General features: G+C 66.8%; 28 protein-coding genes. 22 read left to right on the forward strand and 6 right to left on the reverse strand.

Going from position 1 to position 26,678, the window contains the following annotated elements; translation table 11 throughout:
• Positions 1 to 10: 10 nt before the first annotated feature.
• The gene (locus BST15_RS04745) at positions 11 to 1,012 is read right to left on the reverse strand and encodes an acyl-ACP desaturase (protein ID WP_046188169.1); all 1,002 of its coding nucleotides are present in this window, start codon (positions 1,010 to 1,012) and stop codon (positions 11 to 13) included.
• Positions 1,013 to 1,122: 110 nt separating this feature from the next.
• Positions 1,123 to 1,707 (reverse strand): TetR/AcrR family transcriptional regulator, encoded by a 585-nt coding sequence (locus BST15_RS04750; RefSeq protein ID WP_046188170.1) that lies wholly within the window; start codon positions 1,705 to 1,707, stop codon positions 1,123 to 1,125.
• A gap of 268 nt (positions 1,708 to 1,975) precedes the next feature.
• Between BST15_RS04750 and BST15_RS04755 the strand changes: the two genes are divergently transcribed.
• Entirely contained in the window at positions 1,976 to 3,409 is a 1,434-nt protein-coding gene (locus BST15_RS04755) for an aldehyde dehydrogenase family protein (RefSeq protein WP_046188171.1), read from the forward strand.
• A gap of 45 nt (positions 3,410 to 3,454) precedes the next feature.
• Positions 3,455 to 5,674 carry an acyl-CoA dehydrogenase family protein gene (locus BST15_RS04760; RefSeq protein WP_046188172.1) on the forward strand — a complete coding sequence of 740 codons (2,220 nt, stop codon included), beginning with the start codon at positions 3,455 to 3,457 and terminating at the stop codon, positions 5,672 to 5,674.
• 11 nt (positions 5,675 to 5,685) lie between these two features.
• Here the strand turns inward: BST15_RS04760 and BST15_RS04765 are convergent, their stop codons facing one another.
• Positions 5,686 to 7,335 (reverse strand): acyl-CoA synthetase, encoded by a 1,650-nt coding sequence (locus BST15_RS04765; protein WP_046188173.1) that lies wholly within the window; start codon positions 7,333 to 7,335, stop codon positions 5,686 to 5,688.
• An 83-nt stretch (positions 7,336 to 7,418) separates the two neighbouring features.
• Positions 7,419 to 8,015, reverse strand: a complete 597-nt coding sequence (gene mftR, locus BST15_RS04770) for a mycofactocin system transcriptional regulator (protein ID WP_046188174.1) — start codon at positions 8,013 to 8,015, stop codon at positions 7,419 to 7,421.
• 106 nt (positions 8,016 to 8,121) lie between these two features.
• On the opposite strand from mftR, the gene mftA reads away from it, so the two are divergent.
• The 7 genes from mftA to mftG all read left to right on the forward strand — a co-directional run bounded on the left by mftA (position 8,122) and on the right by mftG (position 14,649).
• On the forward strand, positions 8,122 to 8,214 hold the full coding sequence (gene mftA / locus BST15_RS21190) for a mycofactocin precursor MftA (protein ID WP_109370704.1): 93 nt from the start codon (positions 8,122 to 8,124) through the stop codon (positions 8,212 to 8,214).
• The gene (gene mftB, locus BST15_RS04780; protein WP_046188175.1) at positions 8,199 to 8,522 is read left to right on the forward strand and encodes a mycofactocin biosynthesis chaperone MftB; all 324 of its coding nucleotides are present in this window, start codon (positions 8,199 to 8,201) and stop codon (positions 8,520 to 8,522) included. Before mftA ends, mftB begins: the two co-directional genes overlap by 16 nt.
• Complete coding sequence (gene mftC / locus BST15_RS04785; protein WP_046188176.1) at positions 8,519 to 9,700, forward strand: mycofactocin radical SAM maturase; 1,182 nt, start codon at positions 8,519 to 8,521, stop codon at positions 9,698 to 9,700. The genes mftB and mftC overlap by 4 nt, the downstream gene beginning before the upstream one ends.
• Positions 9,701 to 9,702: 2 nt before the next feature.
• Positions 9,703 to 10,896, forward strand: a complete 1,194-nt coding sequence (mftD, locus tag BST15_RS04790; RefSeq protein ID WP_046188177.1) for a pre-mycofactocin synthase MftD — start codon at positions 9,703 to 9,705, stop codon at positions 10,894 to 10,896.
• 169 nt (positions 10,897 to 11,065) lie between these two features.
• Positions 11,066 to 11,785, forward strand: a complete 720-nt coding sequence (mftE, locus tag BST15_RS04795; RefSeq protein WP_082104111.1) for a mycofactocin biosynthesis peptidyl-dipeptidase MftE — start codon at positions 11,066 to 11,068, stop codon at positions 11,783 to 11,785.
• A complete protein-coding gene (gene mftF / locus BST15_RS04800) occupies positions 11,782 to 13,194 on the forward strand; it encodes a mycofactocin biosynthesis glycosyltransferase MftF (protein ID WP_046188178.1) in 1,413 nt (470 codons plus the stop codon). Before mftE ends, mftF begins: the two co-directional genes overlap by 4 nt.
• Positions 13,195 to 13,200: 6 nt before the next feature.
• The gene (gene mftG, locus BST15_RS04805; RefSeq protein WP_046188179.1) at positions 13,201 to 14,649 is read left to right on the forward strand and encodes a mycofactocin dehydrogenase MftG; all 1,449 of its coding nucleotides are present in this window, start codon (positions 13,201 to 13,203) and stop codon (positions 14,647 to 14,649) included.
• Here the strand turns inward: mftG and BST15_RS04810 are convergent.
• Positions 14,631 to 15,884 carry a cytochrome P450 gene (locus tag BST15_RS04810; protein WP_046188180.1) on the reverse strand — a complete coding sequence of 418 codons (1,254 nt, stop codon included), beginning with the start codon at positions 15,882 to 15,884 and terminating at the stop codon, positions 14,631 to 14,633. The two genes, mftG and BST15_RS04810, sit on opposite strands and share 19 nt — an antisense overlap.
• A gap of 113 nt (positions 15,885 to 15,997) precedes the next feature.
• On the opposite strand from BST15_RS04810, the gene BST15_RS04815 reads away from it, so the two are divergent.
• Positions 15,998 to 17,650 (forward strand): carboxylesterase/lipase family protein, encoded by a 1,653-nt coding sequence (locus tag BST15_RS04815; RefSeq protein WP_046188181.1) that lies wholly within the window; start codon positions 15,998 to 16,000, stop codon positions 17,648 to 17,650.
• A 102-nt stretch (positions 17,651 to 17,752) separates the two neighbouring features.
• On the opposite strand, the gene BST15_RS04820 is transcribed toward BST15_RS04815, so the two are convergent.
• Complete coding sequence (locus BST15_RS04820; protein WP_046188182.1) at positions 17,753 to 18,226, reverse strand: hotdog fold domain-containing protein; 474 nt, start codon at positions 18,224 to 18,226, stop codon at positions 17,753 to 17,755.
• A gap of 416 nt (positions 18,227 to 18,642) precedes the next feature.
• Between BST15_RS04820 and rpsJ the strand changes: the two genes are divergently transcribed.
• The 12 genes from rpsJ to BST15_RS04885 all read left to right on the forward strand — a co-directional run bounded on the left by rpsJ (position 18,643) and on the right by BST15_RS04885 (position 26,676).
• Positions 18,643 to 18,948 (forward strand): 30S ribosomal protein S10, encoded by a 306-nt coding sequence (rpsJ, locus tag BST15_RS04830; protein WP_003883485.1) that lies wholly within the window; start codon positions 18,643 to 18,645, stop codon positions 18,946 to 18,948.
• A gap of 14 nt (positions 18,949 to 18,962) precedes the next feature.
• Positions 18,963 to 19,616 (forward strand): 50S ribosomal protein L3, encoded by a 654-nt coding sequence (gene rplC, locus BST15_RS04835; RefSeq protein WP_046188183.1) that lies wholly within the window; start codon positions 18,963 to 18,965, stop codon positions 19,614 to 19,616.
• A complete protein-coding gene (gene rplD / locus BST15_RS04840) occupies positions 19,616 to 20,272 on the forward strand; it encodes a 50S ribosomal protein L4 (RefSeq protein WP_046188184.1) in 657 nt (218 codons plus the stop codon). Before rplC ends, rplD begins: the two co-directional genes overlap by 1 nt.
• On the forward strand, positions 20,272 to 20,574 hold the full coding sequence (gene rplW / locus BST15_RS04845) for a 50S ribosomal protein L23 (protein WP_046188185.1): 303 nt from the start codon (positions 20,272 to 20,274) through the stop codon (positions 20,572 to 20,574). The genes rplD and rplW overlap by 1 nt, the downstream gene beginning before the upstream one ends.
• Before the next feature lie 27 nt (positions 20,575 to 20,601).
• Positions 20,602 to 21,438, forward strand: coding sequence for a 50S ribosomal protein L2 (gene rplB, locus BST15_RS04850; protein WP_046188186.1), 837 nt, complete (start codon positions 20,602 to 20,604; stop codon positions 21,436 to 21,438).
• A 17-nt stretch (positions 21,439 to 21,455) separates the two neighbouring features.
• On the forward strand, positions 21,456 to 21,737 hold the full coding sequence (gene rpsS, locus BST15_RS04855) for a 30S ribosomal protein S19 (RefSeq protein WP_024440412.1): 282 nt from the start codon (positions 21,456 to 21,458) through the stop codon (positions 21,735 to 21,737).
• Positions 21,734 to 22,330 carry a 50S ribosomal protein L22 gene (rplV, locus tag BST15_RS04860; RefSeq protein ID WP_046188187.1) on the forward strand — a complete coding sequence of 199 codons (597 nt, stop codon included), beginning with the start codon at positions 21,734 to 21,736 and terminating at the stop codon, positions 22,328 to 22,330. Before rpsS ends, rplV begins: the two co-directional genes overlap by 4 nt.
• Positions 22,330 to 23,178 (forward strand): 30S ribosomal protein S3, encoded by an 849-nt coding sequence (rpsC, locus tag BST15_RS04865; protein WP_046188188.1) that lies wholly within the window; start codon positions 22,330 to 22,332, stop codon positions 23,176 to 23,178. The genes rplV and rpsC overlap by 1 nt, the downstream gene beginning before the upstream one ends.
• Positions 23,179 to 23,180: 2 nt before the next feature.
• A complete protein-coding gene (gene rplP / locus BST15_RS04870) occupies positions 23,181 to 23,597 on the forward strand; it encodes a 50S ribosomal protein L16 (protein WP_024440409.1) in 417 nt (138 codons plus the stop codon).
• Complete coding sequence (gene rpmC, locus BST15_RS04875) at positions 23,597 to 23,839, forward strand: 50S ribosomal protein L29 (RefSeq protein WP_024440408.1); 243 nt, start codon at positions 23,597 to 23,599, stop codon at positions 23,837 to 23,839. The genes rplP and rpmC overlap by 1 nt, the downstream gene beginning before the upstream one ends.
• The gene (gene rpsQ, locus BST15_RS04880) at positions 23,839 to 24,156 is read left to right on the forward strand and encodes a 30S ribosomal protein S17 (protein ID WP_046188189.1); all 318 of its coding nucleotides are present in this window, start codon (positions 23,839 to 23,841) and stop codon (positions 24,154 to 24,156) included. The genes rpmC and rpsQ overlap by 1 nt, the downstream gene beginning before the upstream one ends.
• Positions 24,157 to 24,327: 171 nt before the next feature.
• On the forward strand, positions 24,328 to 26,676 hold the full coding sequence (locus BST15_RS04885; RefSeq protein WP_046188208.1) for an arylsulfatase: 2,349 nt from the start codon (positions 24,328 to 24,330) through the stop codon (positions 26,674 to 26,676).
• The last annotated feature ends 2 nt before the right edge of the window (positions 26,677 to 26,678 follow it).

The raw sequence follows: 26,678 nt of genomic DNA on the forward strand, positions 1-26,678 counted from the left end.
CCGTCACGGACTACGGTGCTGATGGCTCCAACACCTTCTTGGCGGCGCGCTTCTCGGCCATCTTGGCCTCGCGCTCGAGCCGGCGCTGCTTGGCCAGCTCGAATTTCTCGCACGTCTCGTCCAGCTCGGCGACGATCTTGGCGATCCCCTCCTGGTAGCGGGCCGCCTCGCCGGAGAAGCTGCGCTCGAGGATGCCCCACTTCTTCAGCACCGGCATCACCACGTCGTCGCGGTGAATCATCGGGTCGTAGACACCGCCGACCGCGATGATCACGGCTTTGCGGCGGAACTCCGGGACAACGAATCCGGGCATCTGGAAGTTGGCCAACACCCGGTGCAGCGAGCGCATCGCCTGTTCCGGCGCGATGTCGAAGCCCACGGCACTGACGTCGCGGTAGAAGATCATGTGCAGGTTCTCGTCGTGCGAGATCCGGGCCAGCAGCTGATCGGCGATGGGGTCGTTGCAGGCCTGGCCGGTGTTGCGGTGCGAGATCCGCGTCGCGAGCTCCTGGAAGCTCACGTAGATGACGGAGTCGAACAGGCTCTCGGCGAACAGGTCGCCGGAGACCTGGTGGTTCTGGCCGGGGCTGAAGCCGCGGTTGACGGTCTCCATCCGCAACGTCTCCAGCTCGATGGGGTCGCAGTTGCGGGTGACCACGAGGTAGTCGCGCAGGGCGATACCGTGCCGGTTCTCCTCCGCCGTCCAGCGGTTGACCCAGGTGCCCCAGGGGGCGTCCATGGTGAAGTTCATCGCGATCTCGCGGTGGTACGAGGGCAGGTTGTCCTCGGTCAGCAGGTTCTGCACCATGGCGGTCCGGGCGACCTCGGACAGCTTCGACTGCTCGGGGTGCCAGTCCTGGCCCCCCAGCGCGTAGTAGTTCTTGCCCTCTGACCAGGGGATGTAGTCGTGCGGGTTCCAGTCCTTGGCCATGGAGAAGTGCCGATCGATGAGTTTCTCCACGACGGGCTGGAGCTCGTGCAGCAACTCCAGGTCAGTCCATTCCCGTGCCATGCCAGCTCCCCAGGTATCTGTGTCGACTAGTTGCAGGCAATATATCTGTGTCTGTCGGTAGCATCAAGTTTCCGAGTGCGTGTTCGAGGCAAGCTCCGGCGTCGAAGTTCCTAGGTCATGGTTTGAGCTTTGCGCAATAAGTCGACGCAGAAGTCGATGAATTGACTGCGGGCGGCTTGGAGCTGCCCGTTCGTATAGGCGATGAACAGGGCGGTCAGGGCGCCGATTAATCCGGTCGCCACCATCTGCTGGACTGCCGGATCGACAATCCGGGTCAGGGTGCGCTGCAACATCACGATGAAGTCCGGCATCCATCGTGCGCCCGCGTGATACAGGATCGGCTCATTCTCGGGTGCCAGCAGGAGCACCCGCCCGCGCGCCGGGTCGTCAAAGATCATCGACACGAAGCGGTCGACGGCATCCTGGGGGGTGCTGGCCGACACCAATGTCGCCAACGCCCGGGTGCACACGTCGTCGTACACCTCGCGCACGAATTCGTCCCGGTCGGCGAAGCTCTCGTAGAAGTAGCGCTCGGTCAGCCCGGCGGCGCGGCACACTGATCGCACTGTCAGGGTGGGCCCGCCTTCGTCGCCGAGGAGCTGCACGCCGGCATTGACGAATTCCTCTCGTCGCAGAGCCTGGCGCTCTGCGAGCGGGACCCCCGACCAGCGGGCCCGGCGTTGACGGTGCGGCACTCGATGACTCCTCAGACGCAGTTTTGACAACGCGTGTAGTCAACTGTCTACCCGCGAAGTGAATCTCCATCATGACGTAGCGGCTCTCCGGCCTGCGGGCACCCCCGTGGCTCAACGTGCGCGGGCGGCGCGCGCTGACGGGGCTATGGCGTGGGCGGCTTCGTGGGCCCGGTGTGACGCAGGCTACGGTCGCAACCGTGCTGACCTCGTTGATGGGCGGACTCTCCGGGACCTCAGAGGTGGCTTTTCCGGTCGAAGGAGTGTTGTGATGCGCCAATACACCCAGTTCTATATCGACGGCCGATGGGTGGACCCGGTCGAGCTGAAGACACTCGACGTGGAGAATCCCGCCGTTGAAGAGGTGTGCGGGCAGATCGCACTGGGGTCGGCCGCCGATGTCGATCGCGCGGTCGCCGCGGCCCAGCGGGCGTTCGCCGGCTGGTCGCAGAGCAGCCGCGACGAACGCCTGGATCTACTGCAGGCGATTCTGGCCGAGTATCAGCGCCGCCGGGGCGACTTGGCCGATGCGGTGAACGAGGAGATGGGAGCGCCGCCCGCACTGGCCGCCGGACTCCAGGTGGATCTCGGTGCCGGCCATCTCGCCACGGCGATCGAGGCGCTGAAGAACTTCGCCTTCACCGAGCAGCGCGGCGAAACCATGGTGGAGCGTGAGCCCATCGGGGTCTGCGGCCTGATCACGCCGTGGAACTGGCCGCTGAACCAGATCGCGGTGAAGGTCTATCCAGCCCTGGCGACCGGCTGCACCATGGTGCTCAAACCCTCCGAGGTAGCGCCGTTCTCGGCCTATGTGTTCACCGAAGTCATGGCTGCCGCGGGCGTTCCGGCCGGCGTGTACAACATGGTCAACGGCGACGGCCCGGGGGTGGGGGAGGCCCTGTCGCGGCACCCGGGCGTCGACATGGTGTCGTTCACCGGCTCCACGCGGGCCGGCATTGCGGTCGCCGAGAACGCCGCTCCCACCGTGAAGCGCGTCACCCAGGAACTGGGCGGTAAGAGTCCCAATATTGTGCTCGACGACGAGGCGTTCGCCGACAGCGTGACCGCCGGGGTGCGGTCGATGATGCTCAACTCCGGGCAGAGCTGCAATGCGCCCTCACGGATGCTGGTGCCCAACTCGCGCATGGACGACGCCATCGTGATTGCGCGGGCCGCGGCCGAACAGGTGCATGTCGGCGACCCCGCCGAGGCGACGGCTATCGGGCCGGTCGCTTCCCAGGCGCAATTCACCAAGGTGCAGGCGTTGATCGACGCGGGCATCGCCGAGGGGGCGACGTTGGCCGCCGGGGGCCCCGGCCGGCCGCCCGGTCTGGACACGGGCTATTTCGTGCGCCCGACGGTCTTCGCGCGCGTGACCAACCAGATGACCATCGCGCGTGAGGAGATCTTCGGCCCGGTGCTGTGCATCCTGGGCTATGACGACGTGGACCAGGCCGTCGAGATCGCTAACGACACCGAGTACGGCCTGGCCGGCTATGTCTCTGGCTCCGACATCGATGCCGCCCGTCGGGTTGCCCGCCGGATCCGGGCCGGGTGGGTGGCGATCAACCATGCTTTCGACATCAACGCACCGTTCGGCGGGTACAAGCGCAGCGGCAACGGCCGGGAGTGGAGCGACGCGGGCTTCCAGGAATACCTGGAGATCAAGAGCACGCTGGGCTATGGGGCTGATGTCGGCGGCTAGAGGACCCCAGCGGCCGATCACCACCAGCGAACCCAAGGAGAGCTCGTGAGCGTGACGCTCAGCGCTGAACAACGACAACTCGGCGAATCGCTGCGCCAGTTCGCTGCCCGACACGCGCCGATGGCCGACACCCGCAACGCGTTCGACGCCCTGGCTGAAGGACACTTGCCCACCTGGTGGGATGAGTTGGTATCTCACGGTTTTCATGCCGTCCACTTGCCCGAATGCGATGGCGGGCAGGGCGGTGGCCTGCTCGATGTGGCTGCCATTTTGGAGGCCGCGGGCACGGTGTCATTGCCGGGGCCGCTGCTGTCGACGGTGACTGCGGGGGCGGTCGGGCTCTTGGCCGGCGCCACCCCAGCGAGGGAGGGCTATCTGGCGGCCCTTGCCGCCGGCGCCCCCGCTGTCGTCGTGCTGGCAGGCCAGTCGAGTTTTACCGCGCGACGGGCGGATGACCAGTTCCGGATAAGCGGTGTCTCCGAGGTGATCTCGGGCGCGCGCTCGGCAACGCTCGCGCTGATCTGCGCCGGCTGTGATGACGGCACCGACGTCTGGGCAGTGGTCGACACATCCCGAGTGGCGGTCCAGCCGGTCGCCGGTACGGACCTGCTCACCGACTTGGCCACCCTCACGCTCGACGACTACCCGGTGAGTTCTGCTGCCGTCCTGGCCGGGATCGACACCGAGCGTGCGGACTACCTCGCCGTGGGTCTCGCCGCGGCGGTGTGCGCAGGGATCGCCACATGGTGCGTTGAGGCCGCCACCGCGCACCTGCGCACCCGGGAACAGTTCGGCGTGCCGATCGGAACGTTCCAGGCGCTGCAGCATCAGGCGGCCATGTTGTTGGTCAACGCCGAGTTGGCCTGCGCCGCGGCCTGGGACGCGCTTCGCGCCGTCTCCGATACCAAGGAACAACATCGGATGGCTGCCGCCACCGCTGCTCTGGTGGCGATCACGCCCTGCCCGGACACCGTTTTCGACACCTTGACGATGTTCGGCGCCATCGGCTTCACCTGGGAACATGATCTCCACCTGTACTGGCGCCGCGCTACCAGCATCGCCGCCTCGATCGGCCCCGCCACCGACTGGGCCCGTCGACTGGGCGAGCTGGCGGCCGCCGGGCAGCGCGACTTCACCGTTGATCTCGGCGGCGCCGAAGCCGAGTTCCGGTCTGGCGTCGCGGCGACACTCGACGCCGCGGTGGCGCTGTCCAACGACGGCCCCGGACGTCAGGGCGATGACGCGCACTTCCGGACAGGGCCCCAGCGGACGCTCATCGCCGAAGCCGGGCTGATCGCGCCGCAGTGGCCCGCGCCGTGGGGGCTCAATGCGTCGCCGCTGCAACAGCTGATCATCATCGAGGAGTTCGCCAACCGGCCAGACCTGGTCCGGCCCTCGCTGGGCATCGCCGAGTGGATCCTGCCGTCGCTGGTGCAGGCCGCTCCCGCTGCGCTGCAGCAGAGCCTGATCCCGCCGACGCAGCGCGGCGAACTGGCCTGGTGTCAGCTGTTCTCCGAACCCGGTGCCGGATCGGATCTGGCGTCGTTGACCACCCGAGCGGTCAAGGTCGACGGCGGGTGGCGCATCAGCGGCCACAAGATCTGGACCTCGTGCGCCCAGCGCGCGGATTACGGAGCGTTGCTGGCCCGCACCGATCCTGCCGCGGCCAAACACCGTGGCATCGGCTACTTCATCGTGGACATGCGATCGGACGGGATCGAAGTCCAGCCGATCGTGCAGGCCACCGGGGCTGCCGAATTCAACGAAGTGTTCCTCACCGATGTCTTCGTCCCGGACGAGATGCTGCTCGGCGAGCCCACCGAGGGGTGGCAGCTTGCCATCGCCACCATGGCGCAAGAGCGCACCGCTATCAGCGCATATGTCGAGAACGACAGGGCGGTGGCGCTGCGCGCCCTGGCCGCGGCACCGGGTACCGGGCGTGACGACGCGATGCGCGCGCTGGGGGAACTGGACGCCTATGCCAACGCGATCAGGGCCCTGGGGGTACGTGAGACCATCCGCATGCTTGATGGGCAGGGGCTTGGGGCGTCATCGAGCATCGCCAAGGTGGCGATGAACGTCCTGTTGCGCCGGACGTTCCAAGCGACCCTGGCCACGGTGGGGCGTCTGGCCATGGTCGCCGACTCCGAGCCGGCCGTCGTGGAGCCCTATCTGCTATCGCCGGCCGAGCTGATCGGCGGCGGTACCAAGGAGATTCAGCTGAACATCATTGCGCAGATGATTCTCGGACTGCCGCGCAAATGAGACGGCAGGGCCTATCCCAGTTCGGCCTGTTCGCGCGCCCACCGGTAGTCGGCCTTGCCGGCCGGACTGCGGACGAGCGTCGGCCGGAACACGATCGCCTTGGGCAGCTTGTAGCGGGCCAGCGACCCGCCTGCATGCGCGATGAGTTCGGCGTCGGAGGCAGCGGCGCCCTCGGCCAGGGCGACTATGGCCACCACCTCCTGCCCCCACCGCTCACTGGGCCTGCCCGCCACCACCACGTCGACGACGGCAGGATGTGAGGCGATCGCCGTCTCCACCTCCTCGGCAAAGATCTTCTCCCCACCGGAGTTGATCGTCACCGAGTCCCTGCCGAGCAACTCGATGGACCCGCTGTCCAGGTGCCGGGCCCGGTCACCCGGGACCGCGTAGCGCACCCCGGCGATCACCGGGAATGTGGCGGCGGTCTTGGCGGCATCGCCCTTGTAGCCCAACGGGACATAGCCGCGCTGACCGAGCCAGCCCAGGCCTTCGTGGCCGGGCTCAAGCACCGCGCCGAGATCTTCGGCCACCACACAGGTGTCGGGCCCGCCGGCGAAGGTACCCGTCGAGACCGCCCCCGAGGTCGACATGTGACGCATCTGGGCGCCGGTCTCTGACGATCCGACTCCATCGATCACCATGGCGCCGGGTAGCGTCTCGACGATCTGCTGTTTCACATGGGGCGTCAGCAGAGCCCCGCCGTTGGCGACCACCAGCAGCGACGACACGTCGGCGGTGCCCTTGCGGATGGCCTCCAACAGCGGCCGGGCCATCGCATCGCCGACCACGGTCACCGAGAGCACCTTCTCGCGCTCGATCGCACGGACGACGTCGTCGGCGTCGAAGTGGTCCACAACCGAAGGGAAAACCAAGGTTTGGCCGGTATTGATCGCGGTCATCACCGCCCACTGTGCGGCCCCGTGGATCAGCGGCGGCAGGATCATCAGCTTGGACCCCGGGTTCGCCCGGACCGGGCCCACGATGTCGTCGATGGAGCTGACCTCTTCGGCGGTGATGAGGTTTCGTCCGCCGAACGAGCCCATGAAGATGTCGTGTTGACGCCAGAGCACGCCCTTGGGCATGCCGGTGGTGCCGCCGGTGTAGAGCACGTAGAGGTCGTCGGCGCAGGGCTGAACCGGGGGTGGCTGCGGGGAGCTGTCGGCGAGCGCCGCTTCGTAGTCGACCGCGCCCTCAAGGAGAGCGTTGCCGGAGTCGTCGGCGATCTGGATCAGCACCTTCAGCTGCGGAAGCTCGGGCAGAACCTCGGCAAGGGTGGGGGCGAATGCGGCGTGGTACACCAACGCGGTCGCACCGGAATCGGCCAGTAGGTATGCCAATTCGTTGCGGACATAGCGGTAGTTGACGTTGAACGGGGCCACCCGTGCCCGAAAGCTTCCCAGCAGTGTCTCGACGAACTCGTGGCCGTTGTAGGCGTAGATCCCGAGCAGGTCTTGACCGCTCTCATGCTGCGCCAGCTCAGATCGCGGAGTGTGGCAGCCGAGACCGCGCGAATGCAGGTAGGACGCCAGCCGGTTGGAGCGCTCGATGATCTGGGCGTAGGTGTAGCGCCGATCACCCTGCACGATCATGTCGCGGTCCGGAATCTCCGCGGCTACCGCGTCGGTCACTTCGGGCACGGTGAACTGGGTCAGGGTCGCCACGTGCGTATCAACTCCTGGGTCGTGGGTGAACGTCGCTGGTGCCTCGATGATCGCAGGGGCACGCTGCGGTAGTGCAGACGGAGTCAGTCCAGACCGCCGCGGATGGCGTCGAAGGCCTCTCCAAGGACACGCGGCAGTGTCAAGGACTCGTCGCCAAGCCAGCGCTCATAAGCGCTCAGGGCCACGCCCAGCATCATCCAGGCGACCGTCCGTGGACGCAGATCGCCGGGATCGGCGCCCTCGCGTCGAGCCACGAACTCCGCGATGACGTTGCGCCAGCCGGCGTACATCGTCATCGAGTAGGCCTGCAGCTCATCGGTCTGCAGGATCACCCGCATTCGCCGGCGGTGCCGCGCCGTCTCCCCTTCGTCGAAGGTGTTGAACGCCAACAGCGCGCCGCGCAACGCGTCGGCCAGCGGAGCCGCAGGTTCGACACCGTCGAGCAGATCGCGCAGCTGGCGCAGGTGGGCGTCGAAATCTCCCCAGGGAATCGCGTTCTTCGACGCGTAGTAGCGAAATACCGTGCGACGGCCGATGCCGGCGGCGTGGGCTACGTCGTCCACGCTGACGTCTCCGAATCCGCGGGTTGCGAACAGGTCGATGGCGACGTCGGTGATGTGCGCCGGCGTGGTGGAGCGACGTCGACCGACACGGGACTGCGGGTCTGCAGTACCGCCCATCCGACAACCCCACTTCCGTTACGGCACCCGATGCCATATTCTGTTCCGAGATTGTGACCGACGCGACAGTCGGTTGTCGAACCCCACTGTGAGAGAGGCCTGCGTCATGGACCAGAACCAGCAGAACGACACCGCCGAGATCGTCGCCGAGACCCTGGTTGAAGAGGTGTCCATCGACGGCATGTGCGGCGTCTACTGACCGTGCCGGAGGTCGCCGTGGCGTCGGAGGTGCACGCGTTCGACCCCGACCGCGGCTGGGAGCTTCACCCGCAGGTGGCGCTTCGTCCCGAGCCGTTTGGTGCCTTGCTGTACCACTTCGGCACCCGAAAATTGTCGTTCCTGAAGAACCGCACCATCGTCGAGGTGGTGCGTTCTTTGGCTGATCACAGTGATGTTCGATCCGCCTGCCGTGCGGCGGGAGTGGACGACGCCGATCAGGGTCCGTACCTGCACGCGCTGGGCGTGCTGGCGGATTCGAAGATGCTGATGCCCAGGGAGGGCCAATGACATCCGTGGCACCGGTGCCCCGCCTGATCGAGCAATTCGAGCATGGACTCGACGCTCCGATCTGCCTGACGTGGGAACTGACCTACGCCTGCAACCTTGCGTGCGTGCACTGCCTTTCGTCGTCAGGCAAGCGTGACCCGCGCGAGCTGTCCACGAGGCAGTGCAAGGACATCATCGACCAGCTGGAACGCATGCAGGTGTTCTACGTCAACATCGGTGGCGGGGAACCCACTGTGCGCGCCGACTTTTGGGAACTGGTGGACTACGCCACCGAGCATCACGTCGGCGTGAAGTTCTCCACCAACGGTCTGCGGATCACCCCTGAGGTGGCGGCCAAGCTGGCAGCCAGTGACTACGTCGACGTCCAGATCTCGCTGGATGGCGCAACCGCAGAGGTCAACGATCCGATCCGCGGCCCCGGCTCGTTCGGCATGGCGATCCGGGCGCTGGAGAACCTGGCCGCGGCCGGATTCTCCGACGCCAAGATCTCGGTGGTGGCAACCCGCCACAACATCGACCAACTCGACGATTTCGCTGCGCTGGCCAGTCGCTACGGAGCCACCCTGCGCATCACCCGGCTGCGCCCTTCGGGGCGAGGTGCCGACGTCTGGGATGACTTGCATCCGACCGCCGAACAGCAGGTCCAGCTGTACGACTGGCTGGTCGCCAATGGCGAACGGGTGCTCACCGGCGACTCGTTCTTTCACCTGTCCGGTCTGGGCGCGCCCGGCGCGCTTGCCGGGCTGAACATGTGCGGAGCCGGGCGCGTGGTGTGCCTCATCGACCCGGTCGGTGACGTCTACGCCTGCCCATTTGCCATCCATGACCGCTTCCTTGCCGGAAACGTGTTGTCCGACGGTGGTTTCGACAACGTGTGGAAGCATGCCCCGCTGTTTCGTGAACTGCGGGAGCCGCAGTCCGCAGGGGCCTGCGGCAGCTGCGGCCACTATGACAGCTGCCGGGGCGGCTGCATGGCTGCCAAGTTCTTCACCGGCCTGCCCCTGGATGGGCCGGATCCAGAGTGTGTGCAGGGTTATGGCGCCCCCGCGCTTGCCGCCGACCGCACCAAACCTCGCCCGGCCGCCGATCATTCCCGCGGTAAGCCGATCACCACGGTGGTGCCTCTGACGCTGTCCAAGCGTCCGCCGGCCCGCCTCTGCAATGAAAGTCCAATCTGATCATGGCTCGTGATGTCTGGTTCGAAACCGTTGCTATAGCCCAAGAACGAGCCAAAAAGCGCCTTCCGAAGTCTGCTTACTCCTCGCTGATCTCCGCCAGTGAGAAAGGGCTAACCGTCAGCGACAACGTTGCGGCGTTCAGTGAGCTCGGATTCGCGCCGCACGTGGTGGGTGCCCCTGCAAACCGTGAGATGGCGACCACGGTTATGGGCCAAGAGATTTCGATGCCGGTGATGATCTCGCCGACCGGAGTCCAGGCTGTCGACCCGGACGGTGAAGTGGCAGTCGCGAGAGCAGCGGCGGCGCGTGGCACCGCGATGGGCTTGTCGTCCTTTGCCAGCAAGCCGATGGAAGAGGTGATCGCGGCCAACCCCAAGACCTTCTTCCAGATCTACTGGCTGGGGGGTCGCGACGCCATTGCCGAGCGCGTGGAGCGTGCCCGTGCCGCCGGAGCGGTGGGCATGATCGCCACCACCGACTGGAGCTTCTCGCACGGTCGGGACTGGGGCAGCCCCACCATCCCGGAGAAGATGGACCTCAAGACCATGGTCAAGATGATGCCGGAGGCTCTGACCAGGCCGGGATGGTTCCTGCGCTGGGCCAAGACCCTGCGGCCGCCGACCCTGCGCGTGCCCAATCAGGCCGGCCGCGGCGAAGCGGGACCACCGTTCTTCCAGGCCTACGGGGAATGGATGGGCACCCCTCCGCCCACCTGGGAGGACATCGCCTGGTTGCGTGAACTGTGGGGTGGACCGTTCATGCTTAAGGGCGTGATGCGGGTGGATGACGCCAAACGAGCTGTGGATTGCGGTGTTTCGGCTATCTCGGTCTCCAACCACGGCGGAAACAACCTGGACGGCACTCCGGCGGCTATTCGCGCCCTGCCGGCCATCGCCGAGGCGGTGGGTGACCAGATCGAGGTGTTGCTGGACGGCGGCATCCGGCGAGGCAGTGATGTCGTCAAGGCGGTGGCACTGGGGGCGCGTGCGGTGATGATCGGCCGCGCCTACCTGTGGGGTCTGGGCGCGGCCGGGCAGCCCGGGGTGGAGAACGTTTTGGACATCCTGCGGGGCGGCATCGACTCGGCTTTGATGGGCCTTGGGCGGGCGTCGGTGCACGATCTGACCCCATCCGACATCTTGATCCCGGCCGGTTTCAGCCGGGCGCTCGGCGTACCCGCGGCCGACGCAGGCTAGGTCTCTCGCTCACCGACCTGCGAAATCAGGCACCGGTCCTGATACGCCCGTGGCGGACGGGACGGACGTGATTCGACGGGCTGGATCCGGGTCGCGAAGCGCAAAATTTCCGTTGCTCGTCGTCATCAACAACTGGTGTACGACAGGTGAATTCGCTTACCATCTTCCGATGGCGTTTGGCGGTGGGCTGGGTGGCTCGACCTGGAGCGAGCTGCAGACCCAGCTTCAGCTGCCGCAGCGACGGGTGACGCTGCTGGTCCCGGTGGGCTCGACCGAACAGCACGGCCCGCATCTGCCGCTGGACACCGATACCCGGATCGCGCAGGCGCTCGCTGAGGCCTTGGCCGGAACCGGGGGCGGAGCGGTGGCGCCGGCCATCGCCTACGGTGCCAGCGGGGAGCATCAGAGCTTTGCCGGCACCATCTCGATCGGTACCCCTGCGCTGACCGAGCTGTTGGTGGAGTACGGCCGCTCCGCTTGTTGCTGGGCGCCGCGGGTGCTGTTCGTCAACGGCCATGGCGGCAATGTGGCTGCGCTGGCCGATGCGGTCCCGCGGCTGCGCTTCGAAGGGCGTGACGTGGCCTGGCTGCCCTGCGCGGTGGCCAGTGCTGATGCCCACGCCGGACATACCGAAACGTCACTGCTGCTGCATCTTTCGCCCGAAAGCGTGAGGTTCGACCAGGCGCGGCCGGGGAATGACGCCCCGTTGGCGCAGCTGCTTCCCGCGATGCGGGCCGGGGGGGTGGCGGCGGTGAGCGCAGTGGGCGTGCTCGGCGACCCGACCACCGCGACCATCGCCGAAGGTCAACGACTCTTCGCCGAGATGGTCGATGCCGGCTTGGCTGCCATGGACGGCTGGTCACCCGGGCCCGACGGGATGCTGCGGTGACGGCGGCACGGCTGCCGGACGGCTTCGCCGTCCAGGTTGACCGTAAGGTTCGGGTTCTGGGTCGCGGGTCCACGTTGCTGGGCGGCTCGCCGACCCGGCTGCTTCGGTTGGCGCCGGCCGCCCAGGGAATGCTGTCCGACGGCCGCCTGGAGGTCCGCGACTCGGTCAGTGCGCAACTGGCCCGCACTCTGCTCGACGCCACGGTGGCTCATCCTCGGCCCGCCGGGGGGCCGTCCTATAGAGACGTGACAGTTGTTATTCCGGTGCGCGACAACATCGTTGGTCTTCAGCGATTGATCGCTGCGCTGCGTGGCCTGCGTGTCGTCGTGGTGGATGACGGTTCGCAGATCCCGGTTCGCCCGGAGGATCTGTCCGCGGCGCACTGCTGCGATGTCACGGTGCTACGTCATCCGGAGAGCCGTGGGCCGGCGGCCGCGCGCAACACCGGGCTCCGGGCCGCCGCGACGGACTTCGTGGCGTTCTTGGACTCCGATGTGGTGCCACGCCGAGGCTGGCTGGAGGCGCTGCTGGGCCACTTCTGCGACCCGGCCGTGGCCTTGGTGGCTCCGCGCATCGTTGGCATGGCAGACAGCGGTCACCTGGTGGCCCGCTACGAGGCCATCCGTTCGTCGCTGGACCTGGGCGGCTGCGAGGCGCCCGTGGTCCCTTACGGCAAGGTTGCCTACGTGCCCAGTGCGGCGATCATCTGCCGTGCCTCGACATTGCGCGAGCTGGGTGGCTTCGATGAGGCGCTGCACTCCGGCGAGGACGTCGACCTGTGCTGGCGTTTGGTCGATGCGGGCAGCAGGCTGCGTTACGAGCCGATTGCTCTGGTCGCGCATGAGCACCGGGTCGAGCTGCGGGATTGGTTTGCGCGCAAGGCATTTTACGGAGGTTCGGCGGCTCCGCTGTCGGCCCGCCACCCGGACAAGGCGGCACCCATGGTGATCTCCGGGTGGGCGCTGGCGGGCTGGGCATTGATGGCACTCGGCTCTGCCCTGGGTTATCTGGTTTCGTTGGCGATCGCGGGGCTGACCGGTCACCGGGTCGCCAAGTCCATGCGGGGACCGGACACGGCGCCGGTCGACGTGGTGATGGTGACGTTGCGGGGGCTGGCCAGCGCCGGTCTGCAGATCGCCTCGGCCCTGTGCCGGCACTACTGGCCCATCGCGCTCCTGGCAGCGCTGGTGTCGCAACGATGCCGCAGGGCGCTGGTGCTGGCGGCGGTGACCGAAGGAGTGGTGGACTGGCTGCGGCATGCGCGCTCCGAAGACGATTCCCGGCCGCTGGGGCTGCCGGCCTATCTGCTGCTCAAGCGGCTCGATGATCTGGCCTACGGCGCCGGCCTGTGGTGTGGCGTGGTGCGCGAGCGCAACCTGTCTGCACTCAAGCCGCAGATCCGCAGCTAGGCCGTCTTGGCGGCGTCGGTAGTGCACAGTGATGCCCTCATCGTGGGTGCTGGCAGCTCGGGATCGATTGTGGCGGCGCTGCTCTCGTCGGATCCGTCCTGCAGGGTGACGCTGCTGGAGTTGGGGACCGGTCTGACCGACCCGGCCCTGGCCGCGCAGGCCGCTGACGCAACGCAGTTGCCGATCGGTGCTGCGAGCAGGCTGGTGCGGCGGTATCGCGGCGAGCTGACCGGAGCGGGGGGCAATGCCGTGACGATCGTGCGTGGCGCCACCATCGGAGGCTCCGGCGCGGTCAATGGTGGGTACTTCTGTCGTGGCCTGCCGTCCGACTTTGCGGGGTTCCCGCCGGGATGGTCATGGGCAGAAGTGCTGGAGTCGTTTCGCGCTATCGAGACCGACTTTGACTTCGGTGGCCCCCAGCACGGTGATGCCGGACCTATTCCCGTGCGCCGTACTCACGAGATGTGCACAGGAACAAGGCAATTCAATGACTACGTTGCGCGTTCGGGGTTCGGCTGGATCGCCGATCTCAACGACACGACGGCAAACGGGGGCGTTGGCGCTGGGGCGGTGCCGCTCAATGTCACGGCGGACGGCGTCCGAGCCGGGCCGGGTGCCGCCTACCTGGAGCCGGCCCTGTCACGAGCCAATCTGCGGGTGCTCACCGGGGCCCGAGTGCTTCGCGTCGATATCCGCGGTGGGCGTGCGGTGGCGGTGGAAGTGGTCGACCAGACGGGGGTCGTTAGGCTCACTGCTGATCGAATTATCTTGTGCGCCGGGGCGATCGGCTCAGCGCATCTGCTGATGCTGTCCGGTGTCGGTCAGGCGGGCATGCTGCGTGCGGCCGGTATCCCGGTGCGTGCGGAGCTCCCGGTCGGCGCCCGCTGTGCAGACCATCCCGAGTGGTTGGTGGCCGCGCCATGGCCGGGCACGCCGGGGCGCCCGGTGCTCGAGTCGGTGCTGCACTACGACAATATGGAGATCCGTCCCTACACAGCGGGTTTCGCTTCGATAATCGGCGAGGCCGCGGTACCCGATCCACCGCAGGTGGGTGTGGCGCTGATGACTCCGCGTGCCCGCGGGCGGATAAGCCTGACCCCGGGGGATCCGCGGGCGGCCCCGCGGATCGAGTACCGCTATGACTCCGAGCCCTCCGATCTCACCGATCTGCGCAGGGGAGTGGAACTGGTGCGGGAGCTCGTGAGCCTCGCCGGCGACGCGGGACAGCCTCGCTGGTCGACCTCGCAGCATTTGTGCGGCAGCGCCCCGATCGGCTCCGACGGCGACGTGCACGCAGTGCTGGACGCGCAGTGCCGAGTTCGGGGAATTGAGGGGCTGTGGGTGATCGACGGTTCGGCGCTGCCCCGGATCCCCAGCCGCGGTCCACACGCGAGCATCGCGATGCTGGCACACCGGGCTGCCACAATGCTGTTGAGTCAGGCCCGCATCCGGTAGCGGATCGGCAGATGTTTGAGGCCGCCCACAAAGGTCGTTGACGCCAGCTGCGGTTCGCCGGCCAGCTCGATCGCCTCCAAGCGCGGCAGCAGGGCGCCGAAGAAGCTGCTGATCTCCATGCGAGCCAATGCCGCCCCCACGCAGAAATGAACGCCGTGGCCGAATGCCAGATGCCTGTTCGGGTCGCGCCCCACATCGAAGGCGAACGGCTCGGTGAATACTGCCTCGTCGCGGTTGGCCGAGACGTAGGACAGGTAGACCGACTCGCCTGCGGCGATCGGCACGCCGCGCACCTGAGTGTCGGCGGTGGCGGTGCGCATGAACTCCTTGACCGGGGTGACCCAGCGGATGATCTCCTCCACCGCGCTCGGCATCAGCGTGGGCTCGGCGCGCAACCGCTCACGCTGGTCGGGGTGCTCGATCAGGGCTCGCATCCCCCCGCTGATCGCCGCGCTGGTGGTGTCATGGCCGGCGGTCGCGATGATGACGTAGTACGAGGCGGTGTCGACGTCGGACAGCGGCGCTCCATCGATGGTCGCGTTGGCAATCGTGGAGGCCAGGTCGTGGGTGGGCCGGGCGCGGCGGGCTGTGGTCAGCGCCCCGAAGTAGCCGAAGAAGTCGAGCAACACCGGCAACTGTTCGTCGGCGGTCAGACCCCGACGGTATTCCTCGTCGTCACCGCCGAACAGCTCCTGCGTCAGGCGCAGCATGCGCGGAAAGTCCGACTCCGGCAGGCCCAACAGCGACATGATCACGTACAGCGGGTAGTTGACGGCGATCTCCTGGACGAAGTCGCACTCCGGCCCACACTGGGCCATCTTCTCGACGTAGCGCCGGGCGAGCTCGTCGATGCGGTGCTTCAGGGTCTGCATCGCCTTGGGGCGGAACCAGTCCGAGACGACCGCGCGCATCTTGTGGTGTTGCGGATCATCCATGTGGATCAGGGTCCGCAGACCCATGCCGGATTCCATCAGTGAGCGCTGCATGTCGTCGGCATAGGCGGGTGCGAGCAGCGGGCGGGGCGCGTTGATCCACAAGCTGTTGTCGCGTTCGATCGCCGTGATGTCGGCGTGCCGGGTGATCGCCCAGAACGGTCGATACGGCCGCTGGTCGACCCGCGACACCGGAAGGTGTGCCCGCAGCTGGGTCAGGGCCGCGTGCAGCCGGGCCTCGTCGGCGTAGGCGCTGGGATCGACGAAGACGCGGGCCGCCTGGTCGATAGTCGGTGTGCTCACGCCCGGCTCCTCGGCAACAGTGCTGACATCCGTTGAATGTCACCCAGTGTCGGGGATGGACATCCGACGTGGCGGCGCTTTGCCGGGAAACTCCCCGATTAGGCTCTTCGGTCATGTCGATCGGATCAGCCCGCCGGGGTCGCAGCGTCGGCGCCGTGCTGTTGGCGCTGGCCGTGGTGCTCGCTGCCGGCTGCGCGTCCTCAGACGGGGCGATGTCGCACTCGGGCGTCAGCTCCCGGGCGGTGGCGCTCAATTCCGATGTGGTGCGAACCGGATCCGGGCTGCTGCGGGGCACCGTGGGCCCGGATCACCGTCTGTTCCAAGGGATCCCTTACGCGGCGCCGCCGATCGGGCCACTGCGGTGGCAGCCTCCCGCCCCGATGCCGGCATGGCCGGGGGTGCGGGACGCGGTCAGTCGTGGATCGTGGTGTGTCCAGCCCGACGTGGCCGATGTGGACCCGATCAGCGAGGACTGTCTGACGCTGAATGTGTGGACACCCACCGGCTCGGCTGCCGAGCCATTGCCGGTCATGGTGTGGATCCACGGCGGCAGTTTCATGCGCGGTGCCGGCGATATCTATCACGCGGAGCGTCTTGCCGTCCGCGGTCGCATCATCGTCGTCACCATCAACTACCGCCTGGGGGCACTGGGCTTCCTGGCCGACCCCGCGCTGGGCGAACCCGGCAATTACGGGCTGGCCGACCAGCAGGCGGCATTGCGCTGGGTCCGCGACAACATCGACGAGTTCGGCGGCGATCCGGACAAGGTGACCGTCGCAGGTGAGTCCGCCGGTGGCATGTCGGTCTGCGACCACCTGGCCGCCCCGGATTCGGCCGGCCTGTTTCGGGCCGCGATCATCCAGAGCGGGCCGTGTCAGGCTCAGGTCGAGGTCCCCGAGGCGCAGCGTGTCAGCCGCGAATACACCGAATCGTTGGGGTGTGACGACCGGGGTGCGGCCCACCAGGGCCCTGACGAACAGATCGCCTCCTGCCTGCGCGCCCTGCCGCCTGAGCGATTCGCCACGCCGCTGTGGTACTCCCGGTTCGGCACGGATCGTCTCAGTGGACCAGTTGTCGGAACCGCATCGCTGCCCAGGGATCCGGTCCAGGTGTTCCGGGAGCAGCCGGGCGACGGGGGTCCGGCGCACAAGCCGATTCTGTTGGGGATCAACCGCGACGAATTCACGATGTTTGTGGCGCTGCGGTACCTGCGCGTCGGCGACGAGATCACCGCGGGGGAGTATCCCGACGAGCTGGCGGACACTTTCGGCCGCGATTACGCCGCCGCGGTGGCCGACCACTACCCGCCGTCCCGGTTCGACGGCAGCGTTTCGCTGGCGTACGCGGCTGCGGCGACCGACGACATCTTCGCCTGCTTGGCGGACCGGATGGCCCGGGGACTGGCCGCCGGTGCGCCGGTGTACGGCTATGAGTTCGACGACCCGCATGCACCGGCCCCCGACTTGTACGCGCAGGTGCCGTTTCCGATCGGCGCCACCCACTCGCTGGAGATGCGCTACCTGTTCGACATCGGTGGAGCGTCGCCGCTGGACGCCGCCCAGCGGCGCTTGTCTGATCAGATGATCGAGTACTGGACCGGGTTTGTGGTGACCGGTGCGCCGATCGGCGTGGGGCAGCCGGACTGGCCGGCGCTCGGTACCGGCCGTGACCGCCGATGGATGTCACTGCGGACCGACGGCAGCAGGATGATCAGCGACTTCACCACCGAGCACCAGTGCGACTTCTGGGCCACCGTTCGGAGCTGAGCCTTCTTTTCATGTCGCCGAGCGTGAAGCCAACTTCACGTTCGGCCTCCCAGTGTGAAGCCAACTTCACGCACGGCGAAGGGGGCGAAGGGGGAGAGGGCCTTAGGCCGGAGTCACCCAGGTGGTGATGTCGGCGTGCACCACCTCGACGCCGGCCTTGTCGGTGATGCTGACCGGAACCACGATCTCGGCCCCGTCGTGGATGGAGCTGAAGTCCGGCGGGTCCAGCCGGGCGGTCGCCCGCAACGACGTCGTCGCCTTGGCCAGGTAGGCCACATTCATCGCCTTGGGGATCCAGCGGTGGCTGCGCGGGACGGTGGCCTCCATGAGCATCCCCATCGCGACCTCGGCCGCGTTGCACGAGGCGATCGCATGAACCGTGTGCAGGTGGTTATAGACGAACGGCCACTTGGGCACCAGCACTTCGGCCAGCCCCGGTTCCATCCGGACCACATGGGGCAGGACCGAGGCGAAATACGGCACTCGGACCATCGCCGCGGCCGAGAACAGCCGGGTGCCTCCGGGGATGCCCGCCAGACGCCGCCATGTTTGATAGGTACTGGTCGATGCGGTCACAATGACCTACCTTACCGACAAGTAATATGGGCCGCTGGGCGGCTCCACAGCTGCCGGTCCCAAGCACCGAAAGCGCTATCGCTGGGGATTTGGCGGCTGCACCGATCTGGGGCATACTATTCAGGTTCGCCTGCGCCGGGGTTGTCCCTGGCCGGGCATACGACCAGCGCCCACCCGGGCGCATCCGGTCCCATTCTCGCCGTACGGAGCATTTTCGCCGTGCACGAGGCCGCGTAAGGGCGACACGCCCGACCGCGGGGACCGGTGGACCAGGACAGGTAAACAGCGGCGGCAGCGCCCAGCGCAGTGTCGACACCGGACCCACGGGTCAGTGAAGGTGCAGGCGAGCTGGGGCACGGAGTAGACCAGTGGGGCCGGAATCCGGACCCCCTTTGCAGGAGTGAGGTAGCAGAAGCGTGGCGGGACAAAAGATCCGCATCAGGCTCAAGGCCTACGACCACGAGGCGATTGACGCCTCGGCGCGCAAGATCGTTGAGACGGTCACTCGTACCGGTGCGTCCGTAGTCGGCCCGGTGCCGCTGCCGACCGAGAAGAACGTGTATTGCGTTATTCGGTCCCCGCACAAGTACAAGGACTCGCGGGAGCACTTCGAGATGCGCACCCACAAGCGGCTGATCGACATCCTCGATCCCACGCCGAAGACCGTTGACGCCTTGATGCGCATCGATCTGCCGGCCAGCGTCGACGTCAACATCCAGTAGGAGCACCGAAAACCATGGCACGCAAAGGTATTTTGGGTACCAAACTGGGCATGACGCAGGTGTTCGACGAGAACAACAAGGTCGTGCCGGTCACGGTCGTCAAGGCCGGACCGAACGTGGTCACCCGCATCCGCACCCCCGAGCGCGACGGCTACAGCGCCGTGCAGCTCGCGTACGGCGAGATCAGCCCTCGCAAGGTCAACAAGCCGCTGAGCGGCCAGTACGCGGCCGCGGGAGTCAACCCGCGCCGGCACCTGGCCGAGCTGCGTCTCGACGACGAGACGGCTGCAGCCGGCTACGAGGTCGGCCAGGAGCTGACCGCAGAGATCTTCCAAGACGGCAGCTACGTCGACGTCACCGGCACCTCCAAGGGCAAGGGCTTCGCCGGCACCATGAAGCGGCACGGCTTCCGTGGTCAGGGCGCCGGTCACGGCGCCCAGGCCGTGCACCGCCGGCCGGGCTCGATCGGTGGCTGCTCGACCCCCGGCCGGGTGTTCAAGGGCACCCGGATGTCGGGCCGGATGGGCAGCGACCGTGTCACCACCCAGAACCTGGTGGTGCACAAGGTTGACGCCGAGAACGGTGTGCTGTTGATCAAGGGCGCCATTCCGGGCCGCAACGGTGGGCTGGTCCTGGTCCGCAGCGCGATCAAAAAGGGTGACAAGTAATGGCTGGCATCAAGATTGACGTCAAGACTCCGGACGGCAAGTCCAGCGGCTCGGTTGAGCTGCCCGCTGAGCTGTTCGACGCTCCCGCCAACATCGCGCTCATGCACCAGGTGGTGATCGCTCAGTTGGCCGCGGCCCGTCAGGGGACGCACTCCACCAAGACCCGTGGTGAGGTCAGCGGCGGTGGCCGTAAGCCTTACCGGCAGAAGGGAACCGGCCGGGCCCGTCAGGGTTCGACCCGGGCGCCGCAGTTCACCGGTGGTGGCGTGGTGCACGGACCGAAGCCGCGTGACTACAGCCAGCGCACCCCGAAGAAGATGATCGCCGCCGCCTTGCGCGGAGCGTTGTCGGACCGGGCCCGCAACGGCCGGATCCACGCGGTCACCGAGCTGGTGAGCGGACAGACCCCCTCGACCAAGGACGCCAAGACGTTCCTGGGCTCGATCACCGACCGCAAGCAGGTGCTGGTGGTCATCGGTCGTTCCGACGAGACGGGCGCCAAGAGCGTGCGCAACCTGCCGGGTGTGCACATCCTGTCCCCGGACCAGCTCAACACCCACGACGTGCTGCGTGCCGACGATGTGGTGTTCAGCGTCGAGGCTCTGAACTCCTACATCGAGGCTCACAGCGCCAAATCCGAGGAGGTTTCGGCCTGATGGCGACCATCACCGATCCCCGCGACATCATCCTCGCGCCGGTCATCTCCGAGAAGTCCTACGGGCTGATCGAGAACAACGTGTACACCTTCGTGGTGCGCCCCGACACGAACAAGACGCAGATCAAGATCGCGATCGAGAAGATCTTCGCGGTCAAGGTCGCGTCGGTGAACACCGCGAACCGGCCGGGCAAGCGCAAGCGGTCCAAGACCGGCTACGGCAAGCGCAAGGACACCAAGCGCGCCATCGTGACCCTGGCGCCCGGCAGCAAGCCGATCGACCTGTTCGCCGCACCGGCCTGACCGGCGTGAGAGAGAGATCTAACTGACATGGGAATCCGCAAGTACAAGCCGACGACCCCCGGTCGTCGCGGTGCCAGCGTCTCCGATTTCGCTGAGCTCACCCGCTCCCACCCGGAGAAGTCGCTGGTTCGGCCGCTGCACGGCCACGGTGGGCGCAACGCCCACGGCCGGATCACCACCCGTCACAAGGGTGGCGGCCACAAGCGTGCCTACCGCGTGATCGACTTCCGTCGCCACGACAAGGACGGCGTCAACGCCAAGGTTGCGCACATCGAGTACGACCCGAACCGCACCGCGCGGATCGCGCTGCTGCACTACCTGGACGGCGAGAAGCGCTACATCATCGCGCCCCAGGGTCTGCAGCAGGGCCACGTGGTCGAGTCCGGCGCCAACGCCGACATCAAGCCCGGCAACAACCTGCCACTGCGCAACATCCCGGCCGGCACCCTGGTGCACGCCGTAGAGCTGCGGCCCGGTGGCGGTGCCAAGTTGGCCCGTTCCGCCGGCTCCAGCATTCAGCTGCTGGGTAAGGAAGGCGCCTACGCCTCGCTGCGTATGCCCTCGGGTGAGATCCGCCGCGTCGATGTGCGCTGCCGCGCCACCGTCGGCGAGGTGGGCAACGCCGAGCAGGCCAACATCAACTGGGGTAAGGCCGGCCGTATGCGGTGGAAGGGCAAGCGCCCGACCGTCCGTGGTGTCGTGATGAACCCGGTGGACCACCCGCACGGTGGTGGTGAGGGCAAGACCTCCGGCGGCCGGCACCCGGTCAGCCCGTGGGGTAAGCCGGAGGGTCGCACCCGCCGGCCGAACAAGCCCAGCGACAAGCTCATCGTCCGACGCCGGCGCACCGGCAAGAAGCGCTAGGAATCGGAGGGAAAGCGATGCCACGCAGCCTCAAGAAGGGTCCGTTCGTCGACGAGCATGTGCTCAAGAAGGTCGACGTCCAGAACGAGAAGAACACCAAGCAGGTCATCAAGACCTGGTCACGTCGGTCGACGATCATCCCGGACTTCATCGGGCACACGTTCGCCGTACACGACGGCCGCAAGCATGTTCCGGTATTCGTCACCGAGTCGATGGTCGGGCACAAGCTCGGCGAATTTGCTCCGACGCGCACCTTCAAGGGACACATCAAAGACGACCGGAAGGCTAAGCGCCGGTGAGCGTTACGACTGAATATCCGTCCGCTGTTGCCAAGGCCCGCCACCTGGGTATCTCGGCCAGCAAGGCGCGCCGGGTGATCAACCTGGTGCGCGGCAAGTCTGTGGCCGAAGCGCTGGACATCCTGCGCTGGGCCCCGCAGCAGGCCAGCCTCCCGCTGGCCAAGGTCATCGCCAGTGCGGCGGCCAACGCCGAGAACAACGAAGGCCTGGACCCGTCCACCCTGGTGGTCGCCACGGTCTACGCCGACGAGGGCCCGACGGCCAAGCGGATCAAGCCGCGCGCCCAGGGGCGTGCGTACCGGATCCGTCGGCGCACCAGCCACATCACTGTGGTGGTGGAGAGCCGGCCGTCCTCCGGCGGCGGTTCGGCGCAGTCTGCCGGTGCAGCCCGGGCGCGTCGTGCGCAGGCCAGCAAGGCCGCCACCGAGGCAGGGGCGAAGGCCCCGGCCAAGAAGGCGGCGGCGAAGAAGGCTTCCACGGCCACGGCTGCTGAGAAGACGACCGAGAAAGCGGCGGCTAAGAAGGCGCCCGCCAAGAAGGCGGCAACCAAGAAGGCGCCTGAGACGTCCGACGCGAAGGAGGGCTCGGAGTAATGGGCCAGAAGATCAACCCGCACGGCTTCCGGCTCGGGATCACCACCGACTGGAAGTCGCGGTGGTACGCAGACAAGCAGTACGCGGACTACGTCAAGGAAGACGTGGCGATCCGTCGGCTGCTGTCCAGTGGTCTCGAGCGCGCCGGCATCGCCGACGTCGAGATCGAGCGCACCCGTGACCGGGTCCGCGTCGACATCCACACCGCCCGGCCCGGCATCGTCATCGGCCGCCGCGGCACCGAGGCCGACCGGATCCGTGCTGACCTGGAGAAGCTGACCGGCAAGCAGGTCCAGCTGAACATCCTCGAGGTCAAGAACCCCGAGTCCACGGCACAGCTGGTGGCTCAGGGTGTGGCCGAGCAGCTGAGCAACCGTGTGGCGTTCCGCCGCGCGATGCGCAAGGCGATCCAGTCGGCGATGCGTCAGCCCAACGTCAAGGGCATCCGGGTGCAGTGCTCGGGCCGCCTCGGCGGCGCTGAGATGAGCCGTTCGGAGTTCTACCGCGAAGGTCGTGTGCCGCTGCACACGCTGCGCGCCGACATCGACTACGGGCTGTACGAGGCGAAGACCACCTTCGGCCGGATCGGCGTGAAGGTCTGGATCTACAAGGGCGACATCGTCGGCGGCAAGCGCGAGCTGTCCGCTGCCGCACCGTCGGCAGACCGTCCCCGTCGGGAGCGGCCGACCGGCACCCGCCCCCGCCGCAGTGGCGCCTCAGGTACTACCGCGACCAGCACCGACGCCGGACGGGCCGCTGAGAGCACCGAGAACACCGCTGCCGCCGAAACTGTCCAGGACAGCGCAGTGACCGCGGAGCCGCAGGCAACGCAGAGCACGGAGAGCTAATCATGTTGATTCCCCGTAAGGTCAAGCACCGCAAGCAGCACCACCCCAAGCAGCGCGGCATCGCCAGCGGTGGCACCGCGGTGACGTTCGGTGAGTACGGCATCCAGGCACTGGAGCACGCCTACGTCACCAACCGGCAGATCGAGTCCGCTCGTATCGCCATCAACCGGCACATCAAGCGTGGCGGCAAGGTGTGGATCAACATCTTCCCGGACCGTCCGCTGACCAAGAAGCCCGCCGAGACCCGCATGGGTTCCGGTAAGGGTTCGCCGGAATGGTGGGTTGCCAACGTCAAGCCGGGTCGGGTGCTGTTCGAGCTGAGCTACCCGAACGAGGCCATTGCCCGCGCCGCACTGACCCGGGCGATCCACAAGCTGCCGATCAAGGCGCGCATCGTGACCCGAGAGGAGCAGTTCTGATGGCAGTGGGAGTTACCGCCGGCGAACTGCGCGAGCTTAACGGCGACGAACTCGTCGAGCAGCTGCGCGAGTCCAAAGAGGAGCTGTTCAACCTGCGTTTCCAGATGGCGACCGGGCAGCTCACCAACAACCGCCGGCTCCGTACGGTGCGCCACCAGATCGCGCGCATCTACACCGTGTTGCGCGAACGGGAACTGGGCCTGGCGTCCGGTCCCGCTGGTTCTGAAGGCGAGGCATCGTAATGGCACAGGCTGCAAAGGCTAACGCCGCGGAGAAGGGTCCCAAGCACACCCCGCGCACGGAAGCGCCGCGGGGCCGCCGCAAGACCCAGATCGGCTACGTGGTCAGCGACAAGATGGAGAAGACCATCGTCGTCGAGCTCGAGGACCGCGTGAAGCACCCGCTCTACGGCAAGATCATCCGGACCACTAAGAAGGTCAAGGCGCACGACGAGAACAACACGGCCGGCATCGGCGACCGCGTGTCGCTGATGGAGACCCGTCCGTTGTCGGCGTCCAAGCGCTGGCGCCTGGTCGAGATCCTGGAAAAGGCCAAGTAGGAGCAGTTGCACCGGGACCCGGACGCGCGCCAGTCGGCGCTGCGTACCGGGTCCTTGTGCTTTCAGCGTTGCGGTGTGGCTGCCTTTGCTGTGTCGTGATCGCAAACGCTGCCAGTTGGCCACCGGGCCGGTAGTGTCTCATCCGTTCTGGGGGCCGACGACGGAGTGGTGATGGTGGATTTCACGGGCAAGATCAGTCTCGACATCCGGGACTCAGAACCGGATTGGGGGCCGTTCGCCGCGCCCACCGCCCCCGAAGGGGCGCCCAATGTGCTGTACGTGGTGTGGGATGACACCGGCATCGCCACCTGGGATTGCTTCGGCGGCCTGGTGGACATGCCGACCATGAGCAGGATCGCCGAGCGTGGCGTGCGACTGTCCCAGTTCCACACCACCGCGCTGTGTTCCCCGACCCGCGCTTCGCTGCTGACCGGGCGCAACGCCACCAGCGTGGGCATGGCCACCATCGAAGAGTTCACCGACGGCTTCCCCAACTGCAGCGGCCGGATTCCGTTCGAAACCGCCATGCTCAGTGAGGTTCTCGCGGAGCAGGGCTGGAGCACCTTCTGTGTCGGCAAGTGGCACCTGACTCCGTTGGAGGAGTCCAACCTGGCCGCCACTCGTCGGCACTGGCCTACCCAGCGGGGCTTCGACAGGTTCTATGGCTTCATGGGTGGCGAGACCAACCAGTGGTACCCCGACCTGGTCTATGACAACCACCCGGTCGCGCCGCCTGCCACGCCCGAGGACGGCTACCACCTGTCCAAGGACATTGCTGACAAGACAATCGAGTTCATCCGGGACGCGCAGACGATCGCCCCCGGCAAACCCTGGTTCGGCTATGTCTGCCCTGGCGCCGGACACGCACCGCACCATGTGTTCACCGAATGGGCCGACCGTTACGCGGGCCGCTTTGACATGGGCTATGAGCAGTACCGCGAGATCGTGTTGGAGAACCAGAAGAGGCTGGGCCTGGTGCCCCCCGACACCGACCTGTCCGAAGTCAATCCCTACGCGGGCGTCACCAGTGCCGACGGTCAGCCGTGGCCGTTCCTGGACATGGTCCGCCCCTGGGAGAGTCTGGATGACTCCGAGAAGAGCCTGTTCGCCCGGATGGCGGAGGTGTTCGCCGGATTCCAGAGTTACACCGACGCACAGATCGGCCGAATCCTGGACTACCTGGAGGAGTCCGGCCAACTCGACAACACCATCGTCGTGGTGATCTCCGACAACGGTGCCAGCGGGGAGGGCGGTCCCAACGGATCGCCCAACGAGAACAAGTTCTTCAACGGCTACATCGACACCGTCGAAGAGGCGATGAAGCTCTTCGACCAGCTGGGCAGTCCGGAGACCTACAACCACTACCCGGTCGGTTGGGCGATGGCGTTCAACACGCCGTACAAGCTCTACAAGCGTTATGCCTCCCACGAGGGTGGCATCGCCGACCCGGCGATCGTTAGTTGGCCCAACGGAATTCCCGCACGCGGCGAGGTGCGCGACACCTATGTCAATGTGTGCGATGTGACGCCCACGGTCTACGACCTGATCGGCATCGAACCCCCCGCCACCGTTCGTGGCGTCGTGCAACGGCCCCTGGAAGGCGTCAGTTTCAAAGCGGCGCTGACAGATCCGGCTGCAGATACCGGAAAGGACACCCAGTTCTACACCATGCTGGGCACCCGCGGAATCTGGCATCGGGGCTGGTTTGCCAATACCGTGCATGCGGCGACGCCGTCCGGCTGGAGTCACTTCGATGCGGACCGCTGGGAGCTCTACAACCTCGCGCAAGACCGCAGCCAATGTCACGACCTGGCCGCTGAGTATCCCGACAAACTTGAAGAGCTCAAGGCGATGTGGTTCGCCGAGGCTGACAAGTACGCTGGCCTGCCGCTGGCGGACCTCAACATCCTGGAGATGACTACCCGCGAGCGGCCGTACCTGGCCGGCGATCGGACCAGCTACACCTACTACCCGCACACCGCTGAGGTGCCCTTGGGGGCATGCGTGGATCTGCGCGGCCGTTCGTTCTCGGTGTTGGCCCGCGTCACGGTGGATTCCGCTGATGCCGAGGGAGTGCTGTTCAAGCAGGGCGCCCGGCATGGCGGCCACGCGCTGTTCGTTCAGGGCGGCAAACTGCACTACGTCTACAACTTCCTGGGTGAGCGCGAGCAGTGGTTGTCCTCCCCAGATCCCATTCCCCTGGGGGAGCACGTCTTCGGTGTCAGGTTTGACCGCACGGGGACCGTCGAGGGCAGTCACACCCCGCTGGGTGAAGCCTCGTTGTACATCGATGACGCCGTGGTGGCGACCCTGCCCGACATGGTGGCCCAACCTGGGGCCTTCGCGTTGGCCGGCGGCGGGGTCAGTGTGGGGCGCAACACCGGGCAGGCGGTGTCCTCGGCCTACCGAGCGCCCTTCACCTTCACTGGAGGGGATATCGCGGACGTTGCTGTCGATATCAGCGGGGAGCCGTATCTGGATGTGAAAATGGCTCTTGCGGCGGCATTTTCGCGGGACTGATG

The organism is Mycolicibacter arupensis (assembly GCF_002086515.1).
Classification (GTDB): domain Bacteria; phylum Actinomycetota; class Actinomycetes; order Mycobacteriales; family Mycobacteriaceae; genus Mycobacterium; species Mycobacterium arupense.